Annotated in this window: 25 protein-coding genes, 1 tRNA gene and 3 pseudogenes; 11 read left to right on the forward strand and 18 right to left on the reverse strand. The window is 65.4% G+C overall.

Translation table 11 applies throughout. The features are described 5' to 3' along the window. Window positions 1-236: 236 nt before the first annotated feature. From WS70_RS05660 to WS70_RS05675, 3 genes are all read right to left on the reverse strand, one after another. A complete protein-coding gene (locus WS70_RS05660; protein WP_059597269.1) occupies window positions 237-1,610 on the reverse strand; it encodes an MFS transporter in 1,374 nt (457 codons plus the stop codon). Window positions 1,611-1,730: 120 nt separating this feature from the next. Continuing rightward, entirely contained in the window at window positions 1,731-2,234 is a 504-nt protein-coding gene (locus WS70_RS05665) for a YbhB/YbcL family Raf kinase inhibitor-like protein (RefSeq protein WP_059469156.1), read from the reverse strand. 417 nt (window positions 2,235-2,651) lie between these two features. Continuing rightward, window positions 2,652-3,032, reverse strand: coding sequence for a DUF5594 family protein (locus tag WS70_RS05675; RefSeq protein WP_059469289.1), 381 nt, complete (start codon window positions 3,030-3,032; stop codon window positions 2,652-2,654). A 162-nt stretch (window positions 3,033-3,194) separates the two neighbouring features. Between WS70_RS05675 and WS70_RS32120 the strand changes: the two genes are divergently transcribed. Then, on the forward strand, window positions 3,195-3,563 hold the full coding sequence (locus tag WS70_RS32120; RefSeq protein WP_059469155.1) for a hypothetical protein: 369 nt from the start codon (window positions 3,195-3,197) through the stop codon (window positions 3,561-3,563). 396 nt (window positions 3,564-3,959) lie between these two features. On the opposite strand, the gene WS70_RS05685 is transcribed toward WS70_RS32120, so the two are convergent. Then, the gene (locus WS70_RS05685) at window positions 3,960-4,325 is read right to left on the reverse strand and encodes a hypothetical protein (protein WP_059469154.1); all 366 of its coding nucleotides are present in this window, start codon (window positions 4,323-4,325) and stop codon (window positions 3,960-3,962) included. A 172-nt stretch (window positions 4,326-4,497) separates the two neighbouring features. On the opposite strand from WS70_RS05685, the gene eco reads away from it, so the two are divergent. Further along, window positions 4,498-5,037: a serine protease inhibitor ecotin gene (eco, locus tag WS70_RS05690; protein ID WP_059597268.1), complete on the forward strand. Its 540-nt coding sequence runs from the start codon at window positions 4,498-4,500 to the stop codon at window positions 5,035-5,037. Window positions 5,038-5,132: 95 nt separating this feature from the next. Here the strand turns inward: eco and WS70_RS05695 are convergent, their stop codons facing one another. From WS70_RS05695 to WS70_RS31365, 3 genes are all read right to left on the reverse strand, one after another. Continuing rightward, the gene (locus WS70_RS05695; protein ID WP_059469152.1) at window positions 5,133-6,281 is read right to left on the reverse strand and encodes a serine hydrolase; all 1,149 of its coding nucleotides are present in this window, start codon (window positions 6,279-6,281) and stop codon (window positions 5,133-5,135) included. A gap of 172 nt (window positions 6,282-6,453) precedes the next feature. Next, complete coding sequence (locus WS70_RS05700; RefSeq protein WP_059469151.1) at window positions 6,454-6,678, reverse strand: hypothetical protein; 225 nt, start codon at window positions 6,676-6,678, stop codon at window positions 6,454-6,456. Between the two features lie 153 nt (window positions 6,679-6,831). Then, a complete protein-coding gene (locus WS70_RS31365) occupies window positions 6,832-7,152 on the reverse strand; it encodes a hypothetical protein (protein ID WP_156437902.1) in 321 nt (106 codons plus the stop codon). 304 nt (window positions 7,153-7,456) lie between these two features. Between WS70_RS31365 and WS70_RS05705 the strand changes: the two genes are divergently transcribed. Continuing rightward, window positions 7,457-7,933 carry an inhibitor of vertebrate lysozyme family protein gene (locus WS70_RS05705; RefSeq protein ID WP_059469149.1) on the forward strand — a complete coding sequence of 159 codons (477 nt, stop codon included), beginning with the start codon at window positions 7,457-7,459 and terminating at the stop codon, window positions 7,931-7,933. Between the two features lie 420 nt (window positions 7,934-8,353). Here WS70_RS05705 and rpsU read toward each other — a convergent pair whose 3' ends face one another. The 5 genes and pseudogenes from rpsU to WS70_RS05730 form a co-directional block, all read right to left on the reverse strand. Further along, on the reverse strand, window positions 8,354-8,566 hold the full coding sequence (gene rpsU, locus WS70_RS05715) for a 30S ribosomal protein S21 (RefSeq protein ID WP_059469148.1): 213 nt from the start codon (window positions 8,564-8,566) through the stop codon (window positions 8,354-8,356). A gap of 267 nt (window positions 8,567-8,833) precedes the next feature. Then, entirely contained in the window at window positions 8,834-9,118 is a 285-nt protein-coding gene (locus tag WS70_RS05720) for a hypothetical protein (protein WP_059469147.1), read from the reverse strand. 338 nt (window positions 9,119-9,456) lie between these two features. Next, window positions 9,457-9,627: pseudogene (locus tag WS70_RS05725) on the reverse strand (IS110 family transposase); the annotation flags it as partial. A gap of 122 nt (window positions 9,628-9,749) precedes the next feature. Further along, entirely contained in the window at window positions 9,750-10,070 is a 321-nt protein-coding gene (locus tag WS70_RS31370; protein ID WP_159082861.1) for a hypothetical protein, read from the reverse strand. A 282-nt stretch (window positions 10,071-10,352) separates the two neighbouring features. Further along, window positions 10,353-11,519: pseudogene (locus tag WS70_RS05730) on the reverse strand (IS3 family transposase). A gap of 162 nt (window positions 11,520-11,681) precedes the next feature. Between WS70_RS05730 and WS70_RS05735 the strand changes: the two are divergent. Beyond that, window positions 11,682-11,957: a BrnT family toxin gene (locus WS70_RS05735; RefSeq protein ID WP_059469288.1), complete on the forward strand. Its 276-nt coding sequence runs from the start codon at window positions 11,682-11,684 to the stop codon at window positions 11,955-11,957. Continuing rightward, a complete protein-coding gene (locus WS70_RS05740; RefSeq protein WP_059469145.1) occupies window positions 11,935-12,225 on the forward strand; it encodes a BrnA antitoxin family protein in 291 nt (96 codons plus the stop codon). Before WS70_RS05735 ends, WS70_RS05740 begins: the two co-directional genes overlap by 23 nt. A gap of 104 nt (window positions 12,226-12,329) precedes the next feature. Here the strand turns inward: WS70_RS05740 and WS70_RS05745 are convergent. The 4 genes and pseudogenes from WS70_RS05745 to WS70_RS05760 all read right to left on the reverse strand — a co-directional run. Further along, a pseudogene (locus WS70_RS05745) lies at window positions 12,330-12,524 on the reverse strand (tyrosine-type recombinase/integrase); the annotation flags it as partial. Window positions 12,525-12,643: 119 nt separating this feature from the next. Beyond that, window positions 12,644-12,913 (reverse strand): pyocin activator PrtN family protein, encoded by a 270-nt coding sequence (locus WS70_RS05750; protein WP_059597293.1) that lies wholly within the window; start codon window positions 12,911-12,913, stop codon window positions 12,644-12,646. 126 nt (window positions 12,914-13,039) lie between these two features. Next, a tRNA-Arg gene (locus tag WS70_RS05755) sits at window positions 13,040-13,114 on the reverse strand. A 474-nt stretch (window positions 13,115-13,588) separates the two neighbouring features. Continuing rightward, complete coding sequence (locus WS70_RS05760; protein ID WP_059469055.1) at window positions 13,589-13,771, reverse strand: rubredoxin; 183 nt, start codon at window positions 13,769-13,771, stop codon at window positions 13,589-13,591. Window positions 13,772-14,063: 292 nt separating this feature from the next. Here WS70_RS05760 and WS70_RS05765 point away from each other — a divergent pair, with 292 nt between their 5' ends. The 5 genes from WS70_RS05765 to WS70_RS05785 all read left to right on the forward strand — a co-directional run bounded on the left by WS70_RS05765 (window position 14,064) and on the right by WS70_RS05785 (window position 22,039). Further along, window positions 14,064-14,471, forward strand: a complete 408-nt coding sequence (locus WS70_RS05765) for a DUF4399 domain-containing protein (RefSeq protein ID WP_059469049.1) — start codon at window positions 14,064-14,066, stop codon at window positions 14,469-14,471. A 169-nt stretch (window positions 14,472-14,640) separates the two neighbouring features. Continuing rightward, entirely contained in the window at window positions 14,641-16,587 is a 1,947-nt protein-coding gene (locus tag WS70_RS05770) for an ATP-binding cassette domain-containing protein (protein ID WP_059469048.1), read from the forward strand. Window positions 16,588-16,791: 204 nt separating this feature from the next. Further along, window positions 16,792-18,774: a DNA topoisomerase IV subunit B gene (gene parE, locus WS70_RS05775; protein ID WP_059469047.1), complete on the forward strand. Its 1,983-nt coding sequence runs from the start codon at window positions 16,792-16,794 to the stop codon at window positions 18,772-18,774. A gap of 58 nt (window positions 18,775-18,832) precedes the next feature. Further along, window positions 18,833-21,163, forward strand: a complete 2,331-nt coding sequence (parC, locus tag WS70_RS05780) for a DNA topoisomerase IV subunit A (RefSeq protein ID WP_059469046.1) — start codon at window positions 18,833-18,835, stop codon at window positions 21,161-21,163. 417 nt (window positions 21,164-21,580) lie between these two features. Beyond that, window positions 21,581-22,039: a CopD family protein gene (locus WS70_RS05785; protein ID WP_059469045.1), complete on the forward strand. Its 459-nt coding sequence runs from the start codon at window positions 21,581-21,583 to the stop codon at window positions 22,037-22,039. Between the two features lie 50 nt (window positions 22,040-22,089). On the opposite strand, the gene WS70_RS05790 is transcribed toward WS70_RS05785, so the two are convergent. Next, window positions 22,090-22,974, reverse strand: a complete 885-nt coding sequence (locus WS70_RS05790; protein WP_059469044.1) for a LysR family transcriptional regulator — start codon at window positions 22,972-22,974, stop codon at window positions 22,090-22,092. A gap of 105 nt (window positions 22,975-23,079) precedes the next feature. On the opposite strand from WS70_RS05790, the gene WS70_RS05795 reads away from it, so the two are divergent. Further along, window positions 23,080-23,535, forward strand: a complete 456-nt coding sequence (locus WS70_RS05795; protein WP_059469054.1) for a multidrug/biocide efflux PACE transporter — start codon at window positions 23,080-23,082, stop codon at window positions 23,533-23,535. 901 nt (window positions 23,536-24,436) lie between these two features. Here the strand turns inward: WS70_RS05795 and fumC are convergent. Further along, window positions 24,437-25,831 carry a class II fumarate hydratase gene (fumC, locus tag WS70_RS05800; protein WP_059469043.1) on the reverse strand — a complete coding sequence of 465 codons (1,395 nt, stop codon included), beginning with the start codon at window positions 25,829-25,831 and terminating at the stop codon, window positions 24,437-24,439. Window positions 25,832-26,096: the final 265 nt, after the last annotated feature.

Raw genomic sequence — 26,096 nt, forward strand, 5'->3', positions numbered from 1 at the left:
ACGGGGCGGAAATGGGGTGTCGGTGGCCGGCGAGGGGCGGCTGGATCGTCGATGCGTTCGATCGGCTGGATTGTCCGAATGGCCGAATCGACGGAACTGCGGCGTGCTGCGAAAGTGACGGGGTGCTGCGGCGGGATGCGTACGGTGGAGGATCGGCGAAATCGACCGGCCGGCGAAGCGATGCGCCACCGATCGCTCGCCAACCCGCGCGCGCTACTTCGGCGAGCGGCTTCGCGTCACCCCGCAGCGGCGGCTGTGTCGCGCTGCGCCTTGATTCGCATCAGGCTGACGGCCGCCGCGACGGCGGCGAACGCGGTTGCGGCATAGAGTGCGATCGTCGGTCCATGTTGTGGCGCGACGCCGAAGATCAATGCGACGAGCGCGGCGCCGAGCGTCTGTCCGGTGAGCCGCGCGGTGCCGAGCATCCCGCTCGCGCCGCCCGTGCGCTCGCGCGGCGCGGACGACAGGATCGCGCGATTGTTCGGCGACTGGAAGAGTCCGAAGCCTGCGCCGCAGAGCGCCATCCGCCAGACGATGTCGACGGGCGTCGGATGTGCGCCGATCGTCGCAAGCGCGAGCAGGCCCGATGCGAAGAGCGCGAGGCCGATGCCGCCCAGCGCGCCCGCCGAATAGCGGTCCGATAGCACGCCCGCGAGCGGCGCGGCGATCACGATGACGAGCGGCCATGGCGTCATGTAGAGCCCGGTCTGCACCTGCGAGAAGTCGAGCGTGTTCTGCAGCCAGAATGGCAGCGCGACGAACGCGAGCATCTGCGACGTGAACGACGCGACCGATGTGCCGATCGACAGCGCGAAGATCGGGATGCGCAGCAGATCGACGGGCAGGAGCGGCGCAGGCTGCGTCAGTTGACGTTTGACGAAAAAGTAGCCGATGACGATGGCTGTGAGCGCGGTGGCCGCGGCGCTCGCGTGGTTTTCGCCATGCCCGAGTTCGTCGACGGAGACGATCAGCAGCCCGAACACGCATGCGTTCATCACGGCGCCGATGAAGTCGTACGGCGCGTTGCGGCCCGGATTCACGGGCAGTGCGCGCAGGCCGCCGTACACGGCGGCGACGCCGATCGGCACGTTGATCGCGAAAAGCCACGGCCACGGCGCGACGGCGAGCACGGCGGACGCGACGGTCGGTCCGATTGCCGACGAAAGCGCGACGACCATCGCGTTGATCGCGACGCCGCGCCCGAGTTGCGACGACGGATAGATCATGCGGACGAGCGCGGTGTTGACGCTCATGATGCCGGCGGCGCCGAAGCCCTGAATCACGCGCAGTGTCGTGAGCGTGGGCAACGTGCTCGACAGCGCGCAGCCGAACGACGCCGCTGTGAAGAGCGCGAGCCCCGCGATGTAGACGCGCCGATAGCCGATCCGGTCGCCGAGCGACGCGAGCGGCAGCAGCGAAATCGTGACGGCGAGCTGATACGCGTTGACGATCCAGATCGACGCGGCGTCGGATGCGCGCAGATCGCGGGCGATCGTGGGCAGCGCGACGTTCGCGATCGCGCCGTCGAGCACGGCGAGCGTGATGCCTAGCGCGACGCAGACGATCGCCCAGTAGCGTTGCGGGAGCGGCAGTCCGGAGTCGGCGTTCATGGCGGAAGCGATGGCGAGGCGGCGAGGGTGCGGCGATTCGTTGCGAATGTAACCGCCGGCTTGCGCGCTGACGCGCCCGGCCGGCGGCGAAGGACCGGGCGGGCGCCCGGCCCGGACGGCTTACTTCAGTTCGTAGAGGCCGGTGTAAGTCGTCGAATCGAGTTCGTTCAGATGGATCATGAAGCGGGCGACAGCATTGGTTGTGTCCTTCGTGACGGGCACGGCGTCGACCTTCAGCGCGTGCAGGCGAAAGATGTAGCGGTGCGGCTTGTCGCCGCGCGGCGGCGCGGCGCCGCCGAAGCCTTCGTCGCCGTAGTCGTTGCGCACCTGCACGGCGCCCGCGGGCAGCGCGGCGCTGCCTGCTGCGCCCGCGTCTTGAGGCAGGGCCGCCGCGTCGACCGGGATGTTGACGACGGTCCAGTGCCAGAAGCCGCTGCCCGTCGGCGCGTCGGGATCGTAGACCGTCAGCGCGAGGCTCTTCGCATCGGCGGGCACGCCTTCCCAGTGGAGCGCGGGCGACCGGTTGCCGCCGTCGACGCCGAAGCCTTCGTGTTTGTATTCCTGCGCCTTCGGCATGAAGCCGTTGGCCGGAAACTCGTCAGTCCAAAGCCGGAAATCAGCCACGGGGGCCTCCTCGTGAAGTTCGACAGAAAGACGCCTGCGTCGCGGCGACGAATGCTCGCGAGCATCGGCGTGAGCCGGTCGAGTGTATCACCGGCGCTTGAATCATGAAGTCGGGCGGAACGAGGGGATAACAGCGCATTGCGGGCAGCGCCGTGCGTTGTGCAGGGGGGCGGCGAAGCGGTGCGGAATCGGCGAAGGCGTGGCCTCTCGAACTCGTGCGGGGGGCGGGCGTGCGCTTGGGATCAGACAATCAGGTGATCGGGACTCGGGAGACCATCGGTGAGGTGATCAAGCGTGATGTGATGTCGATCGGCCGCGACGGCCACTCGACAGGCCGATCGACAGGCCAGTCGACGCTTCGAGACGCGGCGAATCCGTTCGCCAATCGAGCGGAGGCGACACGCTCCGCCGTCGCCGTCATACCTCGAAATCGAGCCCGCCGATCAGCACGAGCGCATCGGCTTGCGTGCGCGAGCCGAAGTCGATGCCGCGCGCGTTTTCCCAGGCCGGCAGCTTGCGCCCCAACGCCGCGAGATAGCGCTCGAAGCGCGCGGGCCCGTCCGCCGCCATCAGATGCTCGATCTCGTCGGTGTCCCACGTGAGCGCGATGTCGAGCGGATGCGCGTAGCCGCGCGCGTGCTCGGCGGGCGGCGCGACGATCCGCACTTGTGTCGGATGTCCGTGCCCGCCGTAGCCGATGACCTCGGCGCTCGCCCTGTGACCCAGCAAGTCGGCGATTGCGCGCGCGATGCGCGGCGCGAACTCGGTATCGAATCGGCGGGCGGTGTCTGGGCTCATCGAGGGCGTCTCCTTGGTGGTGCCGAAAATCGTAGCACGGCCCATGCGGCGCGCGAGCACGGATGTGACACGCGTAATTGCGCGTTACCGCTTGCTGCATCTATTACGGTCGACGGCGCCCACAATGGATTTCGTCATGCACCACGTTTGGCGGAGTCCAACATGAAGAAGATCGCGGCAGTTCTGGTGACGGCGGGCAGCCTCGCGCTTGCCGGCCCGGCCAGCGCACACGATCGCGGCGGCGATATCGTCGGCGCGCTGATCGGCGGTGCGGTGCTGGGCGCGATCGTCACGTCCGCGCTGAACCCCGCGCCGGCCGTTGCGTATTCGGCGCCCGCATATCGGGCTCCCGCGTATCAGGTGCCTGCCTATCAGCCGGCGCAGTACCAACCCGCGCCTGCGTACGGCGGTCCGCCCGCGGGCTATTGCTACGACCAGTATCGACGCGCATACGTCGGTTGCGGCGCGCAAGCGTACGACGACGGCTACGGCGCGTACGGCTACGCGCAGCCGCAGCCTGCCGGGTGGTAACGGGAACGACGTGCTGGGAGTGGGCGCGATGTGCGGCCCGGCGCACGCGATCCGGCGGCCGCATCCATGCGGTGTGGGTCGGATCGCACTGGTTCGATCGAGCGGATTTTGCGGCTGTCGGGACGCCTTGAATGCCGATGCCGATGCCGATCGAGCAGCGACGCGCTATCGAAGCGCGTGAAGTGCGTGAAGCGTTCCGCCTGAACGTTCTTCGAGAGGAGCGAGCAGGGCGGATGCCGCGATCGGCGGCGTCGGACGACGATGTCGCCGACGCACCGAGCCCTCTTCTTCAGGCAGGTCGATCGTCAGCGCGTCCGCTGCGATCGTCGCGGCGGTCCGCGACCGTAACCGCCGTGCGTTTCTTCGATACAACTCGTTGCAAATCGACGGCGAACCTCAGTGCCGTCCGCCGTGGCCGCCGCCATTGCCGCCTCCGCCCGGCCAATCGTTGCCGCCGCGGTCGTTGCGGCCGCCTTGCCAGCCGTGGCCGCGCTCGCCACGCGATTGATCGCCGTGCCAATTGCCGCCGCCGCGCCCGCTGCCTCGCCAGCGGTCGCCGCCGCCCCGCCAATGGTCGCGGTCCCGCCATCCGCCGCCGCCCCAGATGTTCACCGTCCCGTACACGGGCGAATAACCCGGTCCGTACACATAACCGCCCGGATAGTACGGCTGCGCGTAGCCATAGCCGTAACCGTCGTCCGGCACGGCGACGCAGCCGGCAAGGAGCGCCGCGGCTCCGAGCGAAGCGACAAGTTTCAGCATGGCATGCTCCCTTCTCCCTGTTTTCACTGCCGTTTCCATTGTGAAGCGCACAGACCCGCTTAGTTCGAAGCGAATTGTGTCTGCACATTACAATCACGAAAGCAGTCGAAATGCGGAAGTTGGCTGTGCGTGGCGCTTCCGTCCATATTCAATCACTCTTCAGGAGCACCGTATGAAATCAGCCTCTCGCTTGGCCGCCTGGGCGGCATGCGCCGCATTCGTCGGCTTCTCCGGCGTCGCGGCGGCGGCGAGCGCGTCGACGCCCGCCGCGGGCGTCGACGCCGCGTCCGCGCCCAAGCCGTCAGCGGAAGACATCAAGATGTTCCCAGCCGCGCAGGCGGGGCAGAAGCGCACGGTGATCGTGCTGCCCACCGAAAAGCTGGAGGACGACATTCGCGTCGAGCTGATCGTCGGCAAGGCGATCAAGGTCGACTGCAACCAGCACTGGTTCGGCGGCGATCTCAAGCATGAGACGGTGCAGGGCTGGGGCTATTCGTATTACGTGCTCGCCGATGCGAAGGGGCCGGCCGGCACGCTGATGGCGTGCCCGGGGCAGGGCGCGCAGGAGGCGTTCGTGCCCGTCCGCGGCAGCGGCTATCTGCTGCGCTACAACAGCCGCCTGCCGATCGTCGTGTACGTGCCGAACGGATTCGATGTCCGCTACCGGTTGTGGTACGGGTCGAACGAAGTGGCGCGCGCGGTCGAGAAGTAAGCGGCGCTGCGCCTATCCGAAGCGATCCGGCTTGGCCACGCGGCGCAATGTGCGGGCGGCGTGCGGTGCCCCGGCGGCGGCCGCACGCCGGGGCGTCATGGCATCGAGCACGTGAGCCAGCGACGGATCTTCATCGCATCGGCGATATGGTCGCGCGGCCCCGGTGCGCCGAGCAGCACGATGTCGACGGGGCGCCCGCGCACCGCGTAGCGGAGCACCACGCAATGGCCGGCTTCGTTGATGAAGCCGGTCTTCTGCAACATGATGCTCGAGTCGCCCGCGCGCACGAGCGCGTCCGAATTCACATACTGGAGCTGGCCGCGGCCGGGGAAGACGGTTTTCGACGTATCGGTCGAGAACGTCTTGATGCGCGGATAGCGGCTCGCCGCGGCGACGAGCCGCGACAGATCGTGCGCCGTCGACACGTTGCGAGGCGACAACCCGGTCGCGTTGACGAAATGCGTGTGCTTCATCCCGAGCGTGCGCGCCTTGCGGTTCATCGCGGCGACGAATGCCGGGCGGCCGCCCGCATAGTCGCGCGACAGCGCCGCCGCCGCCCGGTTTTCCGACGACATCAGCGCGATGTGCAGCATGTCGCGGCGCGACAGCACCGAGCCGACCTTCAGGCGCGATCCCGTGAATTTCTCGTAGTCGCGGTCCTGTGCGCTTACGCGCAGCTGCCGCGACAGCGGTGCGCGCGTGTCGAGCGCGACCATCGACGTCATCAGTTTCGTGACCGACGCGATCGGCACGACGCGATTCGCATTTTTCTCGATCAATACCGTGCCCGTTCTTTCGTCGACGACGTAGATCGCGCGTGAGCGCAGCAGGCTGCGCGACGCGCCGGTGTAGCCGCAGCTTGCGAGCAGTTGCGGCTTCGCGGCCGCAGTCGCGGCGACGACGTTGCGCGACGCGCGGTGGCGCTTGCGCGTCGGTTGATGCGGACGCGCGATCGAGCGCGTGCGATGTCTGATTTTTTTGTGGATCGCCGGGGACTTTTTCTTCACGTGCGGCCGATGATGTCGCACGCGCGCTGTGCGCTTGACGTGCTTCGCATGAACGCTGCGCGCGACGCGGCAGGCGTTGCCGTGCGCAGCCGACGTGCGTGCGCAGGTCTTTCCCGCCGCGTGCGCGGGTGGCGCGAACGCGACGCACAGAATGGACGCGATCCAGACGAGGCAAACGGCGGACAGCAGACGGACGACAAAGCGGCGGGAGCGTGGACGATGCGGCGTGGATGACATGGCGATCGAGCAAGGAACGGAATTCGGGCGAACGTATCGCGCGGTAGGACAGCGGACCGGCCGGGAAATTCGCGGCGGCGGCGATTTCGGTTGCTTCGGCGAGGGGCGTCGTGCGAGCGGGCGTCAAGGACGGCGAGTGCGCGGCGACGCCGTCGCGAGCGAAGCCGCGGCGTCACTCCCAGATGCTGCGCACGGCGACCGCGACGATCACCGGCACCGAAAAGACGAGCGGGATCGCGAAGTACGGCGCTTCGCGATCGACGAGCCACGAGTAGATCACCCACGCTGCGCCGAGGCCGAACGTCACGAGGCCGACCAGCACGGCGAATAGGTTGAGCGCGAGGATCGACGGGCGGCTGCGTTTCTTGGCGGCGGGATCGGGAGGGCTGTCTTTCATCGCGATTCGGAAGGCTTCGTGGCTAGCCGCGCGCAGGCTGCTGGCGGCGGTCGGGCGGCGGACCGGCGGCAAACGCGGCGCGGGTCGCAGCAGACGGCGGCGTGCGGTTGTGCTCGTCGCCTCGCCGACGGTGTCCGGAACGGTGGATCGACATCAATCATCGCAGTAAAGCTTGCGGCCTTGCAAGGCATGCATCGCGCGTGCCAGGCGAAAGGAGATGTCCATGGCGATTCGGGCGATGTGCGATGCGGGCTCGCTCGCGGCATCGTCCGAAGGCCGCATTGCCGATGCAGTCTCGTCGGCTGCAATCGACGGCGCGGCATGACGCGCGTTCGACGTGCGCTCGTCATGCCGCCACGCGAATCGAACGCGCATCGCGCGCGTTCGGTCGCGAGTATGGCGATCGGCGCCGTGGTTTCCGTCAACTGTTCCACTTGGATTCGAGCTTCTGGACGCGTTCATATAGAGCGGCATGGCTTTCCGTTTGGCTCACGACTTTGTCGTTCACTTGATGTCGTCCTGGTAATGGCTTTAATTGTGCGACTGCCGGGTAATGTCGATTGGAGCAGCGATGGTCATGGCGCAAAAATATACGAATACCGGGCTTTCTGCGGGAGTCGAAGGGGGCGTGGAAACGGGCGTCGGCGGCGATACGGTGCGGGTGCTTATTGCGCGTTTTCGCATCGGAAGCGAATGGCCGGCCGCATCCGGGCAACGCGATCGGAACTTGCCGACGGGGCTTACGTCTCATTCGGAACGAATAGTTCCGGGGGAATTCATGATCTTTCATCTCTTTCGTTCGTTCGCATGGGCCACAGCGATGGCCGTATTGATCGCCGGCGTGGCGGGGCCGGCGGTCGCCGCCGACGAGCCCGCGCCGACTTTCTTCGAGGCCATTGCGCAAAGCGCGAACCGCATCGCTTGGAAGCGGATGCTCGCGAAGGAAACGCGCGTGCCGGGATGGCTCGCGAGCGAGAACCGGGTCAGTTCGCCGTACAAGCGCGAGCGGATCGACGGCGCGTCGTATCTGGTGGGGTGGATGTGCAAGCCGCACGATTGCGCGGCCAACCAGTTCTACGGCGTGATCGACGAAGACGCACACCGGATGTGGGGGATGCTCGTGACGCTGCCCGAGATGCCGGGCGCCTACGACGCGCCGAGCAAGTATGCGAGTTTCCGCTGGTTCGGCAAGCCGGACGGACGGATGAAGGCGTATCTGCAGGAGCAGTTGAAGCAGGATCCGAACTGGAAGTGACGTGCGCAATGCGGTTCAGACGTGCGTTCGCAGGTACTGCACACATTTCGCGCGGAGCATCGGCGCTTCGATCGTCGTATTGTCGATGTCATGGCAGCAACGCTGAAATAGCGGAGAGGCCGAAAGGAGCACTCGTTCGTCGACGGCGTACATCGAGTGTGCAATTTCGCCGGACGCGCGTGCGAGTCAAATCCGGTCGCGCCAGTCGCATTGGGTCTGCAGCGACGACAGCCACGCGCCGGCCACGCACGCATCGATTCGACCGGATAATCGGGGCGCAACCACCCGCGGGTCAGCGTCCGGGTGACAAGCTGGTTGATCACGAGAAAGCACAGTAAGTCGACGTATCGGGTATGAATTGACGGGTGCGCGTCGTGTCCGGGTTACGCATCCGGCGCCCGGCCGGACGCCGCGGCGTCGCTAGTACGGCTTCTTGGGCGGCATCGACCGCTTGAGACGTGCTCGCTGGCGCGCGACCGCGCTGGCCTTCTTGCGTTTTCGCAGCGCAGTCGGTTTTTCATAGCTGCGGCGGTCGCGCAATTCGCGAATCAGGCCAATGCGTTCGATTTCTCTTCGAAAGCGCCTGAGCGTGATGTCGATGGGTTCGTTGAGCCTGGGCGTGATGGTCGTCACAAGTTTCCTTGGCGTAAGTAGGAAGACGGGGCGAAGTGCGTTCATCGGGGGCGGCACATGATCTTGCCGGCCATGCCTCCGATTCGAGCTCCGAATGTCCGACGCCTAGCGACAGCACCCGGACGGTGGCTTGCGATCGACCTGCGCGATTTCATTCCGCGGCACGAGACACGGAACTTTGTCGACGACCATTTCACCGGACGGGAATCGTCTAAGGTGCTCTCGTCGAATCGAGGTTTTCTGCGGAATGCGAAGAAGCGACGCCGGTCAGCCGGCTTCGGAAAACACCCAGTGCTCGCCTTCGTTCCGGTCGATGATCTCCTCCGCGTACAGCAGCGATGCCCGTCGCGCGTCGCCGGCGTTGGAGAACGGCGAGCGGTCGGCGAGCTTGAAGATGCGGCCTTGGGAGGCGGCCGTTTGCTGCGAGCGCGGGCAGATTCGCACGGCGGCGTCGAAGCCCGCTTCGTAGTTGTGGCCGCGACCCTCTCCAGCGGGCACATGGGGATAGATGAGCGGATGAATTTCGAATCCGCGATACACATGCATGCTCATGACGCCTATATGAACGCGTCCCGTTTGCCACAGTTTTCGTGTGTTTCTGACTGACAGGATGGGCAGCGGCTCTATATCCGGCCTTGTTGCAGCCGGTTCTGCCGCTGCGGGCCCCGATGAAATATGCTGACTCGCACCTCATTCTGCTGGCGAGCTGGAAGCTCTAGGCGCCATACAGGTTTAGCGAGTCCCGGTCCTACCTGGCTTGTCATCACACTCGATTGCTGCGCAACCTTTCGACGTTCACCCTGTGTTAAAGATTGACCTTCTACTTCGTGTGAGCCGGTCAAATCGGCTTCACGCTCACGTAGGCTTTGCAGTACGGCCGGTCATGAGCGAGCACCGCCGCACGCTTCCATCCCGATCAGACATGGCGCTCTGTTCGCAAAATGCTCCAGAAACTTCGCCCGCTTGATCGGCTTGTTCACGATCTTTCCGCTTGTCTGATCGACGTAATGCACCCGGAAAACCTGCTTGGCGATATCTATGCCCACGGCCATACTGTTCATCGTGGATCCTCCGGTTGCCGGGAAATGCGTGCATTTTCCACCTGGGCACTTCGATGCCTTTGGCCCGTGAGGATCCTCCTTCTTCCTTCGCTCACTCGGTCACGGGGTGGGACGCGGTCATTTCAATTCTCCTTGCGATCGTGAGCAGCGGATCGCGATGATGGGATGGCTTCGGCTTCGGCTTCGGCTTCGCGCGCGTGCGAAGCATCGAGCGTCCAGTGCAGCGCCGCTGAGGGCGTCGAATGCGTGAAGAGGCAGCGACGCACGAGGGGAAGGGTGCGATGGACAATCTGAGCGTTTGTGCAAGGAACGCAAGCAGATTGATTCATCATACGCGCGCTGGGTGAGTTGTCCAGAAAAAACGAGCGGCGGCGGGCGTGTCGTCGGCTCGCAGCGTTTTGTTCCGGCTGTCTCTTTTCGAAAACGAATTGGATCGAAGGCACACTGTCTCGTTACGCCTCTCGCTATGACGATCACGGACGACGTTCGGTCGTCGGCCTTCGTGTTTCATGAGCAGACACGTCGATATGACGTGATCGCCATCGTCCGCAACCGATCGGATATCTTAGCTTTCCCGACAGAATTCACGAATCAAGGTGGGGGGGTGATTTCGGTTTGGCTCTCGAGTATTGTGCCGCCAACAATGCCCTCATAGATGGGGGGCTTGAATGCTGTCGGTGCCATTCTGAGGTTCACTCGTTTTTTCGCCTTCCAACGGTCCCGAGTTATGCAGCGGCGTCCTTGGTCTGCTGAGCTTTGATCCAGTCTCGAAGGAACTGCTCCGGAGAAACAAAGCCGAGCGACGAATGACGACGACTGCGGTTGTAAAACACTTCGATGTATTCGAACAGATCGGCCTTCGCGTCCTGATGCGCGTGGCGTGAACCCGTTCGTTCTTCAGGCTGTTGAAGAAGCTTTCCGTCGGCGCGTTGTCCCAACAATTTCCCTTGCGGCTCGTCGAGCAACGCATGCCGTAGGCGGCCAGTTTGCGCTGGAACTCGTGACTCGCATACTGGTTGCCGCGGTCGGAGTGGCACAGTGCGCCCGGCGCGGGTCGGCGGCGAAACCAAGCCATCGTCAGCGCGTCCGTCACGAGATCCGCCGTCATGCGCGGCTTGATCGACCAGCCCACCACCTCCCGGTTGAACAGATCGAGCACCGCGGCCACGTACAGCCAGCCCTCGTCGGTCCAGATGTACGTGATGTCCGAACTGAACACCTGATTCGGCTCGGCGGACATGAACTCGCGATTCAACAGATTCGGCGCTACCGGCAGTTTGTGCTTCGAATCGGTCGTCATCCGTTAGCGGCGTTTGTGTCGGGCTCGGATACCGTTCTCACGCATCAGCCATTCCACACGCTCCTTGCTGGCCGGAAAGCCGCGCTCGCGGATTTCCTCGGTCATGCGCGGCGAACCGTATGCACCCTTGAACTCGGCGTGCACCGTCCGGATCATCGTCAGCAGTTGCGTGTCCGTCAGTCGCGTTCGTCCCGGCGTACCGCCGCGTTTCCACGCGCGATAGCTGCTCACGCTGACCGATAGCACGCAGCACAGCGACCGCAGCGGATATTGCCCGACCTGCCGGTCGACCCAGGCATACCTCACAGCAGGTCCTTCGCGAAGGATGCTGCTTTTTTGTGATCTCAAGCTCCATCTGCAGGCGCTTGTTCTCCGCTCGCAGTCAAGACAGTTCCATCTGCTCCGGCGTGACCGGCTTCGCTCCGGCACCGCTGAGCTTGCCCGACGCCTCAGCCTTCACCCAGTTGCGAAGCGTCTGTTCAGAAATGCCCAGCTCGCGGGCCACCACGGTCACTCCTTGGCCATCCTCGCCCCGCTGTACGGCGGCCAGCTTGAACTCCGCCGTGTACACCTGTTTCGGTACCTTGAACATGCCTGATTTCCTTCCTTTCCGTCGAGTTTATACACGACCTCTTGGAAGGCGAAATTTCAGGGGAAGCTCACCGGCCCCGATCCTGCGATTGAGCACGCCATCAATTTCATGGGGGTACAAATATTCCTTGTGTTTCCAATTTTTTGGGGGACATTTATTGTCATGGACATTACCTACGACCCAAATAAGAGCGAAAGGAACATTGTCGAGCGTGGACTTTCGTTTGAGCTGGCGCGTGAATTTGAGATGGCGGGCGCGCTGATCGTGGAAGATGTTCGGATGATGTACCCGGAACGCCGCTTTCAGGCGCTCGTCCACATCGGCGATCGCCTTCGTATGCTGGTGTTCACGCCGCGCGACGGCATGGTTCACGTTATCAGCCTGCGCAAGGCTAACTCCCGCGAGGTGAAAGGATATGAGCAAGCGAAAAGTACGTAATCCAGTTGACGAGAATCCGGAATGGACCGACGCCGACTTCGTGCGTGCGCGTCCGGCCGAGGAGGTGTTGACTGAACTGCTCGGCAAGGATGTTGCAGCCAAACTGACGAAACCGTGTGGTCGGCCGAAGTCGGCCAATCCCAAGACCCCGCTTAAGCTGCGGATCGATCCTGACATTGTGAGCGCCTACAAAGCGCAGGGCGAAGGATGGCAAACGCGCATGAACGATGCGCTACGGGACTACGCGAAGTCACACAGCATGATGTGATTGGGCGGCGGTTGCCCATGCATCCGCACGCTTGGACGATTCGGGCTCGCAGCGCGTCCCTATGAGCCGACAGACGGGACGCGTCCACACTTCGTCGGTAGGTGCACGCTGTAAAACACAAAGCGATGGTGGCCGTTGATCGCGCGTAGCTCGGCGAGCACGTCGAGCGCCTGACGTGATAGAGGCACGATATGCGGGTCACGCATCTTCATGCGTTCCGCCGGTACGCGCCATTCGGCGGCGTCTTCGTTAAACTCCTGCCATTCCGCACGAATCATTTCTGCCGTGCGTACGAAGGTCCGACAGAATTCACATTTCGCCGTGAGAGGCTTGTGTATAAGTGGTCAGGGGTTGTGCGCTTGTTGAATATACCCCCAAAAATACCCCCGAACGACGCTCGCTACCCCTGTTCGGTGCTCTAGCGTCGAGCGCTCGCAAGCTGTTCACACTCCTTTTGCGCGGCTTCGCGACGCGCATCGAGATAGTCGGCGAGGTCTTGCAGGTGTACGCCCTTGGCACACTTCTGCGACGGCTCGACACGAATCAACGGAAGTCGGATTTCGCCGAGCGACACCTTGCGAATCGTCTTGTCGGTCGACAGGTGCGGAAAGAAGTCCCGGCATACTTCGTCGATCGGGATCACCGTCCGCGTGTTGTACTGCGCCATAAGCAAAAATGCCGTGTTCAAGTTCGTTTTCTCCATCGTCTCAGGCTCAAATGTCGGTGGAGGAAGAAAAAAGCCCCACGTAGCATAACTAGGCGGGGTTTTCTGAAACTTTGGGGGATTTCGCCGGACTACTTCGGAATCATCGGATGGTCCCCCCGACAGGAATCGAACCTGTATCTAGCGCTTAGGAGGCGCTTGTTCTATCCATTGAACTACGGGGGGCGGATAGGAATCGCCGGGATCGTCGGAAGCATCGCGTATCGACTGCTGACCGCTTCCAAACCTTGTCCCGCCGAGCTTTGCGATTTTAACGAATTCGCGTGAGATGCGGTGCCACTGAGCACGAAGTGCGTACGTCCCGCTTCGACCGGTCGATTGCCGTTCCCGGTCGTGCGATTCGGATGACTCAGCAACCTTCGCCGGCTCGATCACGCTCGAATCCGGCCTCGAGTCCGCCGATCGGAGAGGGCAGCGAGGGCAGAGTATAGCAAAGACGTTCCGAGCGAAGATCGTCATCGATAACGTTGCTGCGTGGCCGCCGCGTGAGGCGACGCGCAAGTCGTCCGCGTCGCGCGTGCCGCCGCAGTCTCCGGCATATCGCTCGGCTCATGCCGTTGCCGTTGCCGACGCCGCACAAGCCCGTTGCCGGGCGCATTGGCGGTAGGCCGGCCGCCGCGCACCGCCTTGCCGCGTGAATCAGAACTCCACGACGACGAAATCTTCCTTGCCGACGTCGCACAGCGGGCAGCGCCAGTTGTCCGGAATGTCGGCGAAGCGGGTGCCGGCCGCGATGCCTTCATCCGGCAAACCGTCCTCTTCGTTATAGATCCAGCCGCAAATCAGACAGACCCAGCTCTTGTATTCGACCACTTCGCTCATGTTGCACTCTTGAAGAACCGTTGCATTCGACGTCGCCTGATCGCGCGAACGCGGCGCATCGGGCGGCGAAAGGCGCAATGGTACCGGATTTGTCGCGCGCGGCCGTCGGAGCGCGGCGCGGACCGGGCGCGCCCGCTTCCCGTTCGCGCGCGGCGCGAGCCCGGCCGCAGACCATGCGGCGCGCGTCGCCCGCGCGCCCGAGCCGGCCCCAAACAGCCGGCCCCAAACCCGCGACGCGCCCGCCGGTCGCGGTGTATCCTTCGATGGCCTTTCAACCCAAAAGGAGAGAGCGATGCTCAACAACAAATGGCTGGCCGGCGCGTTCACCGCGGCCGCGCTGTTCGCGTCCGCCTCGGCGCACGCGGAAGCGAGGGTGTTTTTCGTCGAGCCGACCGACGGTGCGGCCGTCACGAATCCCGTCCACGTGAAATTCGGTCTCGAAGGCGACATCGTGCTTCGGCCCGCGGGCGACATGACGCCTCACACCGGCCACCATCATCTGCTGATCGACGGCAAGCCGGTACCGAGAGGCGAGGTGATCCCGGTCAGCGATCACTCGTTGCACTTCGGCAAGCCCCAGACCGAGACCGACGTGCGGCTGCCGCCCGGCCAGCACACGCTGACGATGCAGTTCGGCGACGGCGCGCACCGCTCGTACGGTCCCGAAATGAGCCAGACGATCACGGTCAACGTCAAGTAAGATAAGCCGTTCGGCCGTCCGGGATGCGAGGGCCGCGCCCGGTCCTCGCAGCCACCGGCGCCGACGGTCGCGTCGCGCGGCCCACAGCGCTAGGCCGTTGTGCCATGTCGGCGCGGCGCGCCGCCCCCGGTACAATGTGCGCTTCCGATTCTTCTCCGCCGTCTTCCCCATGTCGCTTTATTCCATTACCGGCGCGCAACTCGCGTTCGGTCACGTTGCGCTGCTCGATCACGCGGACTTCTCGCTCGAAGCCGGCGAACGCGTCGGGCTCATCGGCCGCAACGGCGCCGGCAAGTCGTCGCTGCTCAAGATCGTCGCCGACCTCGCGAGGCCCGACGACGGGCTCGTCACGCGACAGCAGAGCCTCGTGACGGTCTACGTGCCGCAGGAGCCCGAATTCGAAGCCGGGCAGACGGTGTTCGACGCGGTTGCGTCGGGGCTGACCGAGACGCGCACGCTCCTCGCCGAGTACGACGAGATCGCGCATCGGCTCGCGGACACGCCCGAAGGCGCGGAGCACGACGCATTGCTTGCGCGGATGAACGCGCTGCAATCGTCACTCGATGCGACGGATGCATGGAGCTGGCGCACGCGGGTCGCGACGACGCTCGCGCAAATCGGGCTCGACGGCGACACGCGGGTCGATGCGCTGTCGGGCGGGATGCAGAAGCGCGCGGCGCTCGCGCGCGCGCTCGTCGTGCAGCCAGACGTGCTGCTCCTCGACGAGCCGACCAACCACCTCGACTTCGACGGCATCCGCTGGCTGGAGGAACTGCTCGTCACGCAGCGCGCGGGCCTGTTGTTCATCACGCACGACCGTGCGTTCCTCGATCGCGTCGCGACGCGCATCGTCGAGCTCGACCGTGGCCGCCTGCTGTCGTATCCGGGCAACTTCTCCGCGTATCAGACTCGCAAGGCGCAGCAGCTCGAAGTCGAGCGCGTCGAGAACGAGAAGTTCGACAAACTGCTCGCGCAGGAAGAAGTCTGGATCCGCAAGGGCGTCGAGGCGCGGCGCACCCGCAGCGTCGGCCGCGTCGCGCGGCTCGAGCAGATGCGCCGCGAGCGCGCGGAGCGCCGCAACGCGCAGGGCAACGTGAAGCTCGACGTCGCGCAGGGCGAGAAGTCGGGCAAGATCGTCGCGGAGCTGACCGACGTGACGAAGCGCTACGGCGACCGCACGGTCGTCGACCGCTTCTCGACGACCGTGATGCGCGGCGACAAGATCGGTTTCGTCGGCCCGAACGGCGCCGGCAAGACGACGCTGCTCAAGCTGATCCTGGGCGAGCTTTCGCCCGACGCGGGCACGGTGCGCATCGGCACGAACCTGCAGGTCGCGTACTTCGACCAGATGCGCGCGCAGCTCGACCAGGAAAAGAGCCTGTCGGACACGATCAGCCCCGGCAGCGAGTGGGTCGAGATTGGCGGCGTGCGCAAGCACGTGATGAGCTATCTCGGCGATTTCCTGTTCGCGCCGGAACGCGCGCGTTCGCCCGTCAAGTCGCTGTCGGGCGGCGAGCGCAATCGTCTCCTGCTCGCGCGTCTCTTTGCGCGCCCGGCGAACGTGCTCGTGCTCGACGAGCCGACCAACGACCTCGACATCCCGACGCTCGAGCTGCTCGAAGAGCTGCTGACCGACTACGACGGCACGGTGCTGCTCGTCAGCCACGACCGCGCGTTCCTCGACAACGTCGTCACGTCGGTGATCGCGTCGGAAGGCAACGGGCAGTGGCGCGAATACGTCGGCGGCTTCACCGACTGGCAGATCCAGCGCGACCGCGCGCAGCGGATCGCCGACGAGGACGCGGCGAAGCGCGCTGCGAAGGAGCCTGCGAGCGCGAAGGACGACGCGCCGAAGAGCGCGGCGGGCCGCAACGCGCAGCGCACGGTCAAGCTGTCGTTCAACGAGCAGCGCGAGCTCGACGCGCTGCCGGAACAGATCGCCGGGCTCGAGGCCGAGCAGAAGGCGATCGGCGCGCAGCTCGAAGACGGCTCGATCTTCTCGAAGGACCCGCAGGAGGGCGCGCGCCTCACCGAGCGCTTCGCCGCGCTCGACGACGAACTGCTCGCGGCGCTCGAGCGCTGGGAGGCGCTCGAAGCGAAACGTAAGCCTTCATGAGTTCGCCGTTGCGGAACCAGTAAAATACGCCGCGTTCCGGGTGGGGCTCGCGCCGCCGTCGCGCGCGGCGCGCCGCCCGCTTTCGAAGCAATCCAAGCACGCTATTGTTTCGATTCGGATTTTTATCGAATTCAACGTTTTGTCCACGATGTTATCCACACGAGTTGGGGATAACGTCAAGGTGAATGACGAACCTGAGCTTCTATGTCTACGAAAAAGCCCGCAGCGGCGTATAGCGAAGCATCGATCAAGGTGCTGAAGGGCCTCGAGCCCGTCAAGCAGCGGCCCGGCATGTACACGCGCACCGAGAATCCGCTGCACATCATCCAGGAAGTGATCGACAATGCGTCCGACGAGGCGCTGGGCGGTTACGGCAAGCAGATCACGGTCACGCTGCATCCCGACCAGTCGGTGTCCGTCGAGGACGACGGGCGGGGCATCCCGTTCGGGCTGCATCCGGAAGAAAAGGTGCCCGTCGTCGAGATCGTGTTCACGCGGCTGCACGCGGGCGGCAAGTTCGACAAGGCCAAGGGCGGCGCGTATACGTTCTCGGGCGGTCTGCACGGCGTCGGCGTGTCGGTGACGAACGCGCTCGCGACGCGGCTCGACGTGACCGTCTGGCGCGACGGCAGGATCGCGCAACTCGGCTTTGCCGATGGCGACGTCGTCAAGCCGCTCGCGACGCAAGCGGCCGGCCGCGGCGAGAAGAAATCCGGCACACGCGTGACCGTGTGGCCGAATCCGAAATACTTCGATTCGCCGAACCTGCCGCTCGGCGAGTTGCAGCGGCTGTTGCGCTCGAAGGCGGTGCTGCTGCCGGGCGTCGAAGTCGTGCTCGCCAACGAGAAGACGGGCGAGCGCCAGAGCTGGCGGTACGAAGACGGCCTGCGCGGCTATCTGCTCGAAGGGATGAACGGCAGCGAGCTGCTGATTCCGCTCTTCGAGGGCGAGCGCTTCGCCGATTCGCGTTCCGGCGACGATACGTTCGCCGAGGGCGAGGGCGCGTCGTGGGTCGTCGCGTGGAGCGAGGAAGGCTCGCTCGTGCGCGAGTCGTACGTGAACCTGATTCCGACGCCCGCGGGCGGCACGCACGAATCCGGTTTGCGCGACGGTCTCTATCAGGCGGTGAAGAGCTTCGTCGAACTGCACAACCTGCAGCCGAAGGGCGTGAAGCTGCTCGCCGAGGACGTGTTCGCGCGTGTGTCGTTCGTGCTGTCGGCGAAGGTGCTCGATCCGCAGTTCCAGGGGCAGATCAAGGAGCGCCTGAACAGCCGCGACGCGGTGAAGCTCGTGTCGTCGTTCACGCGTCCCGCGCTCGAGCTGTGGCTCAACCAGCACGTCGAGCACGGCAAGAAGCTCGCCGAGCTCGTGATCAAGCAGGCGCAGGCGCGCACGCGCGCGGGCCAGAAGGTCGAGAAGAAGAAGAGCTCCGGCGTCGCGGTGCTGCCCGGCAAGCTGACCGATTGCGAAACCGAGGACATCGCGCGCAACGAGCTTTTTCTCGTCGAGGGTGATTCGGCGGGCGGCTCCGCGAAGATGGGCCGCGACAAGGAATACCAGGCGATCCTGCCGCTGCGCGGCAAGGTGCTCAACACGTGGGAGACCGAGCGCGATCGCCTGTTCGCGAACAACGAGGTGCACGACATCTCGGTCGCGATCGGCGTCGATCCGCACAGCCCGGACGAAAGCGTCGATCTGTCGAATCTGCGCTACGGCAAGATCTGCATCCTGTCGGACGCGGACGTCGACGGCGCGCACATCCAGGTGCTCCTGCTCACGCTCTTCTTCAAGCATTTTCCGCAGTTGATCGAGCGCGGCCATGTGTTCGTCGCGCGGCCGCCGCTCTTTCGCGTCGACGCGCCCGCGCGTGGCAAGAAGCCCGCGCAGAAGCTCTATGCGCTCGACGAAGGCGAGCTCGAGGCGATCCTCGACAAGCTGCGCAAGGACGGCGTGCGCGAAACGCAATGGAGCATCAGCCGCTTCAAGGGCTTGGGCGAAATGAGCGCCGAGCAGCTGTGGGACACGACGATGAATCCCGACACGCGGCGTCTGATGCCGATCGCGCTCGGCGACCTCGATTTCGAGGCGACCGTCGAGCGGATGACGATGCTGATGGGCAAGGGCGAGGCCGCCGCGCGCCGCAACTGGCTCGAGGAAAAGGGCAACGAAGTCGAAGCGGATATCTGAGCGAGGCTGGGCGCGCGCCCGGCTTCGCACGCATCGCATATACGGACACGAAATCTAGATGGACGACAACACTCCCGATCTTTTTGCCGAGCCGGCCGCGCCCGAGGGCGATTCGCTGACGCTCGGCCGCTATGCGGAGAGCGCGTATCTCAGCTATGCAGTGAGCGTCGTGAAGGGGCGCGCGCTGCCCGACGTCTGCGACGGCCAGAAGCCCGTGCAGCGGCGGATCCTCTTCGCGATGAACGAGATGGGCCTCGGCAACAATGCGAAGCCCGTGAAGTCCGCGCGCGTCGTCGGCGACGTGCTCGGCAAGTACCATCCGCACGGCGACCAGTCCGCGTACGACGCGCTCGTGCGTCTCGCGCAGGACTTCTCGATGCGCTATCCGCTGATCGACGGCCAGGGCAACTTCGGCTCGCGCGACGGCGACGGCGCGGCGGCGATGCGCTACACCGAAGCGCGCCTGACGCCGATCGCGCAGCTCCTCCTCGACGAGATCGGCGAGGGCACGGTCGATTTCATGCCGAACTACGACGGCTCGTTCGACGAGCCGAAGCTGTTGCCGGGGCGGCTGCCGTTCGTGCTACTGAACGGCGCGTCGGGGATCGCGGTCGGTCTCGCGACCGAGATCCCGTCGCACAACCTGCGTGAAGTCGCGGCGGCCGCGGTCGCGCTGATCCGCAATCCGAAGCTGCCGCACGCGGAACTGATGCAGTTCGTGCCGGGGCCGGATTTCCCGGGCGGCGGCCAGATCATCTCGAGCGATGCGGAGATTTCGGCCGCGTACGAAACCGGCCGCGGCAGCCTGAAGGTGCGCGCGCGCTGGAAGATCGAGGATCTCGCGCGCGGCCAGTGGCAGCTCGTCGTCACCGAGCTGCCGCCGAACACGTCGGGCCAGAAGGTGCTCGAGGAAATCGAGGAGCTGACGAACCCGAAGCTCAAGGCGGGCAAGAAGACGCTCACGCAGGAGCAGATCAACACGAAGAAGACGATGCTCGACCTGCTCGACGCGGTGCGCGACGAGTCGGGCAAGGACGCGCCCGTGCGGCTCGTGTTCGAGCCGAAGACGCGCGCGATCGACCAGAACGATTTCGTCAATTCGCTGCTTGCGCACACGAGCCTCGAATCGAATGCGCCGCTCAACCTCGTGATGATCGGCGAGGACGGCCGGCCCGCGCAGAAGGGGCTCGCGTCGATCCTCGGCGAGTGGGTGCGGTTTCGCCAGGGCACGGTCACGCGGCGCTGTCGCCACCGGCTCGGCAAGGTGAACGACCGGATCCACATCCTCGAAGGGCGGATGATCGTTTTCCTGAACATCGACGAGGTGATCCGCATCATCCGCGAGTCCGACGAGCCGAAGCAGGCGCTCATCGGCGCGTTCGGCCTGACCGAGCGGCAGGCCGAGGACATTCTCGAGATTCGTCTGCGCCAGTTGGCGCGGCTCGAAAAGATCAAGATCGAGAAGGAGCTCGAGGAACTGCGTGCGGAGAAGGCGAAGCTCGAAGAGCTGCTCGCGAACGAAAGCGCGATGAAGCGGCTGATGATCAAGGAGATCGAAGCCGACGCGAAGCAGTTCGGCGACGAGCGCCGCACGCTGATCCAACAGGAGAAGCGCGCGACGTTCGAGGCGAAGGTCGTCGACGAGCCGGTGACGGTCGTCGTGTCGCAGAAGGGCTGGGTGCGCGCGCTGAAGGGCCACGGCCTCGACCCGGCGAGCTTCTCGTTCAAGGCGGGCGATGGCCTGTACGCAGCGTTCCAGTGCCGCACGCCCGACATGCTGATCGCGTGGGGCAGCACGGGCCGCGTGTATTCGGTGTCCGTCCAGGTGCTGCCGGGCGGACGCGGCGACGGCGTGCCCGTCACGTCGCTGATCGAGCTCGAGTCGGGCTCGCATCTGCTGCATTACTTCGCGGCGCCGGCCGAGCAGCCGCTGTTGCTTGCGTCGAGCAACGGCTTCGGCTTCGTCGCGAAGGTGGGCGACATGGTGAGCCGCGTGAAGGCGGGCAAGTCGTTCATGACGATCGATACGGGCGTAGCGGGCGGCGCGGCGCCGCTCGCGCCGATGCCGGTGCTGCCGGATGCGTCGCAGGTCGCGTGCCTGTCGAGCGGCGGGCGTCTGCTCGTGTTCGGCATCGACGAGATGAAGACGCTCGGCGGCGGCGGGCGCGGCGTGATCCTGATGGCGCTCGATCCGAAGGAGACGCTCGTGCAGGCGCTCGCGATCGACGCGGCGGGCGTCGTGCTGACGGGCACGGGCCGCGGCGGCAAGGCGCAGGAAGAAACGCTCGCGGGGCGCGCGCTCGAGCCGCACGTCGGCAAGCGGGCGCGCAAGGGGCGCGCGCCGGATACGAAGCTGAAGGTGAGCGGGCTGCGTCCGGTGCTCGGCTGACGGGGCGCGTCGTCGTCGGTCCGGCTGGGGCCTCACGCGTGCCGACGCGCGGGGCCTCGGCGGCGAGGCCGCACGAAAGCGGCGCGTGGGATGCACGGTCGTGCCGATCACCGACTTGCGTCGTTCGTAATCCTTCGCTGACGAAACGCTCCGCGATGCGTCACGCGGCCGACAGGCAAACGCGCCGCCGGCACACGGATCGCGCGCGGCATCGCAACGCCGGTAGACAAACAGACAAACAATCGACAAACAAAACGCCGGCGCGCAGCCCGACTAGAGCGGGACGCCCAAAAAAGCACAACCCGCGCACATTCCGCTGAACCGCCGCGCGCCGCGGCTGTCGAATGCGCTCATCGTCTCGCGCGCCGTGCGTCCGCGCTGCGCGCCGGTCATCTGAAAACTAGAAAGGATCCCCGCATGTCTCACGCTATCACCGTCGCCTTGTTTCTCCATCTTCTGGCGGTTGCGGTGTGGGTCGGCGGCATGGTGTTCGCGAACTTCTGTCTGCGTCCCGCGCTGTCCGATCTGTCGCCGCAGTTGCGCCTGCCGCTCGTCGAAGCCGTGTTTGGCCGCTTTTTCAACTGGGTCGCGGGCGCGGTGATCGTGATCCTGCTCACGGGCGGCTTCCTGCTCACGCAATTCGGCGGCGCGCACGCGACGTGGCCGCTGCACGCGATGGCGGGGCTCGGCGTCGTGATGATGCTGATCTTCGGCCATATCCGCTTCGCGCTGTTCCCGCGCATCCGTCGCGCGGTGCAAGCGCAGAACTGGCCGGACGGCGCGCGCGCCGTCAATGCGGTGCGCCTTCTCGTGGTCGTCAATCTCGTGCTCGGCGTCGTGACGATCGGCGCCTCCGTGCTGTCGCGCGGTTTCTGATGTTTCCGTCGGCGCACACGCCGTGCGCCGACTTCTCCGATGCGCGCGCGTCACGCCGCGAGCATCGTCTCCAGCAGCCATGAGCCGGCCGGCCCGAGCGGCCGGTCGCGCGACCACACCGCATCCACCGGCACGCGCCGCGGCCAGCCGCGCGCATTGAGCTCGACGAGCCGCTCGCGCGCGAAGTGCTCGACCATCCAGCGCGGCAGCTCCGCCCAGCCGAAGCCCGCCACCGCCATTTCCAACAGCAGCAGATAGCTCGGCGCCGACCAGCAGCGCCGCCCGGCGACGAGCCCCGTTTCGATCCGCTCGCCGTGCGGCGCGACGTAGGTATTGAGGCGCAGCTCGCGCGCGTCGTGCAGCGCGGCGAGCGGCACTTCGGCATCGCCGTATGCGGCGAACGGATGCCGCAGGCCGACGTAGAGCCCGATCTCCGAACGTTCGGCGATGGTCGCCGCGCCGATGTCGGGCGGGTAGGTGCTGCGCGCCGCCATCAGCCCGAGTTGCGCGCGGCCTTGCTGGATCAGGTCGAGTACATCGTCGTGCTCGGCGATCTGGCATTCGAACTCGAGCGTCGGAAAGCGGCGGTCGAGCTCCGCGAGCGCCTCCTCGTATCGGCTCGATTGATAGGTGTCCGACACGACGAGCGTGAGCCGCGCCTCCTCGCCGCCCGCCAGACGCGCGGCGACCTGATCGATCGCCTCGCTCGCCTCGAGCACGCGCTGGACTTCGGGCAAGAGCGCGCGGGCGGCATCGGTCAGCGTCGGCTGGCGCGTCGAGCGGTCGAACAGCGCGACGCCCAGGTCGATCTCGAGGTTCGCGATCGCCTCGCTGATCGTCGACTGCCGCTTGCCGAGCTTGCGCGCGGCAGCCGAGAACGAGCCGAGGTTGGCCGCCTCGGCGAACGCGAGCAGTGCTTCGGGAGAATGGCGCATCGCGGGCGCTCCTTCTTTATATCGGAAAAACCGATAATAACAAACTGGATGATTACGGTTAATCCGATGAGAATGGCGTTATCTCATTCACTGATGGAGCTTTTCATGCAGATGCAAATGGCTAAGCACGTTCCGAGGAAGACGCTGACCGAGCGCCTCGTGCACGCGCTTACGTTCGAAGTGACCGCGATCGCGATCTGCGCGCCGTTCGTCAGCTGGCTGCTCGGCCTGTCGCTCGTCCACGTCGGCGCATTGACGGCCGCGGTGTCGGTGATCGCGATGGTGTGGAACATCACGTTCAACGCGCTCTTCGAGCGGATCGAGCGTCGCTATCGGTTGAAGCGTACGCTCGCGGTGCGCGCGGCTCACGCGATCGTGTTCGAACTTGGCCTCGTCGCGATGGCGCTGCCGCTCGCCGCGTGGTGGCTCGAAATCAGCCTGCTCGAGGCGCTGTTGCTCGACTTCGGCATCCTGCTGTTCTTTTTGCCGTACACGTTCCTGTTCAACCTCGGCTACGACCGTCTGCGTGCGCGCTGGATCGCGCAAAGGGTGGCGGCCTGACGATGAGCGCAATCCGAATCTCTCTCGACGATCCTTTTCGAAAGCCGGCATGACGCCGGCTTTTTCTTGGGTGCGCACGGCAGGGCGCACCTACTCGGAGGTGAAAATCCTCTATTGATGGTACACGGGGGGCGCGCGGTCGTTCGCTACCTTGCCGATAAAGATGATCCGTTCTCGGGCTGGCTTCGCCGTCTCCTGATGCGGCGGCACAAGAATATCGCCGTCGTGGCAGTCGCGAACCCCAATGCCCGGATCGTCTGGGCATTGCTGACACGAGGCAGTGCGTTCCGATCGGATTACGCGTCGTCTGGCGTCGCCGTGTAATCCGATCGGTTTGATAAGAACAGTTCTCCCCAGAGGTTGCTCAGGCAGTCACGACGTGATGACAAGATAGGTTGGACCGGGATCGAAAAACTCTGCCCTCCCACAGGCGCTTCGAGCGCGAGGTGGTGATTAGAGTCCGATCAGCAGATTCCATCAGGGGCAGAGGCAGCGTAACGCGCCTCGCAACAGTCCGGATGTATGGCCGCAATCTCGATCATCGAGCCGTCATCAACGAAGGCCTGGCAAAACGGGGGCGTCCATGTATGTCGGAGGGGGCGGGCCGCGAGGCTTGCCCCTAGCCAAATCGGCGACGGCGAGGCGCGATGCGATGGGCGATGCTGCGTGCGAAGCCTGCCGCGCATGTGCTGCTTGTCGTCCGACGGCGCTTGATTACGTGTCACGAGCGGGAGCGAGATCGCAGTGTCGATCCAAGCAGCGTTCGAGCGGCGACGATCAATCAGCGACGATCGAACCCGGCATCCGCATTCGCCTCCGACCTGCCGCCGCCACGCTCGAATATCGCAAGCACGCGCGACATCGGCCACGTCGACCGCCGGCCGTGCGTCGCGCGCCGTCGTCAGTCCTTGCCGACCATCTTCTCCGGCCGCACCCATTCGTCGAACTGCGCTTCGGTCACGTAGCCGAGCGCGAGCGCGGCGGCCTTGAGCGTCGTGCCTTCCTTGTGAGCCTTCTTCGCGATCTGTGCGGCCTTGTCGTAGCCGATGTGCGGATTGAGCGCCGTCACGAGCATCAGCGATTCGTTCAGAAGCGCGTCGATGCGCGGGCGATTCGGCTCGATGCCGACCGCGCAGTGATCGTTGAAGCTCTGCGCGCCGTCCGCCAGCAGCCGCACCGATTGCAGCACGTTGTGCGCGATCATCGGCCGGAACACGTTCAGCTCGAAATTGCCGCTCGCGCCGCCGAAGTTCACCGCGACATCGTTGCCGAACACCTGGCAGCACAGCATCGTCACCGCTTCGGACTGGGTCGGATTGACCTTGCCCGGCATGATCGAGCTGCCCGGCTCGTTCTCCGGGATCGACAGCTCGCCGAGCCCGCAGCGCGGGCCGCTCGCGAGCCAGCGGATGTCGTTGGCGATCTTCATCAGGCTCGCGGCGACGGTCTTCAACGCGCCGTGCGCGAACACGAGCGCGTCGGCCGCGGCCATCACTTCGAACTTGTTCGGCGCGCTGACGAACGGCAGCCCGGTGAGCCGGCCGATCTCGGCCGCGACGCCCGCGGCGAACCGCGGATGCGCGTTGAGCCCCGTGCCGACTGCCGTGCCGCCTTGCGCGAGCTCGTACAGATGCGGCAGCGCCGCTTCGGCGTGGCGGATCGCCTGATCGAGCTGCGCGACGTAGCCGGAGAACTCCTGGCCGAGCGTGAGCGGCGTCGCGTCCTGCAGGTGCGTTCGGCCGATCTTCACGATGTCCGCGAACGCGGTCGCCTTCGCGTCGAGCGTCGTGCGCAGCGTGCGCAGCGCGGGCAGCAGATGCGAAACGATCGCGCGCGCGGCGGCGATGTGCATCGCGGTCGGGAATACGTCGTTCGACGACTGGCCGCGATTGACGTCGTCGTTCGGATGCACCTTGCGGCTCTCGCCGCGTTCGCCGCCGAGCAGCTCGCTCGCGCGATTCGCGATCACTTCGTTCAGGTTCATGTTCGTCTGCGTGCCCGAACCCGTTTGCCAGACCGCGAGCGGAAATTCGTCGGGATGCCGGCCCGCGATGATTTCGTCGGCGGCGGCGATGATCGCGCTCGCCTTGTCTTGCGCGAGCACGCCGAGCTCGAGATTGACGGCGGCCGCCGCGCGCTTGATCAGCGCGAGCGCGTGAATCAGCTCGGGCGATTGCTTCTCGGTCGAGATCTTGAAGTTCTGCAGCGAGCGCTGCGTTTGCGCGCCCCATAGCCGGGCCGCCGGTACTGCGATTTCACCGAACGTGTCGCGTTCCATCCGTACTGCTTCGCTCATGATTGCTCCTTCGGAAGAGGGGGCGCCGCGTGGGCGCGACGCAATGCGCATGCGGGGACGGGGCCGTTCTCGCGACGGCGTCCTTAGATCGCAAAGCATAGCGCTGCGCGCGATTTCGTGCCGCGTCGCGCGTCATCGGCGGTCGATGCGTGGGGAAATCCGGGGAGCGCGGGGCGGTGCGCACGAGCGTCGCGACGTTCGCCATTGCGTGACGGACGCAAGCCGCGGCGCGTGCGGCGGAGGGTAGGCACGGTCGCGCCGCATG

It is taken from the genome of Burkholderia mayonis (assembly GCF_001523745.2).
Taxonomy (GTDB): Bacteria; Pseudomonadota; Gammaproteobacteria; order Burkholderiales; family Burkholderiaceae; genus Burkholderia; species Burkholderia mayonis.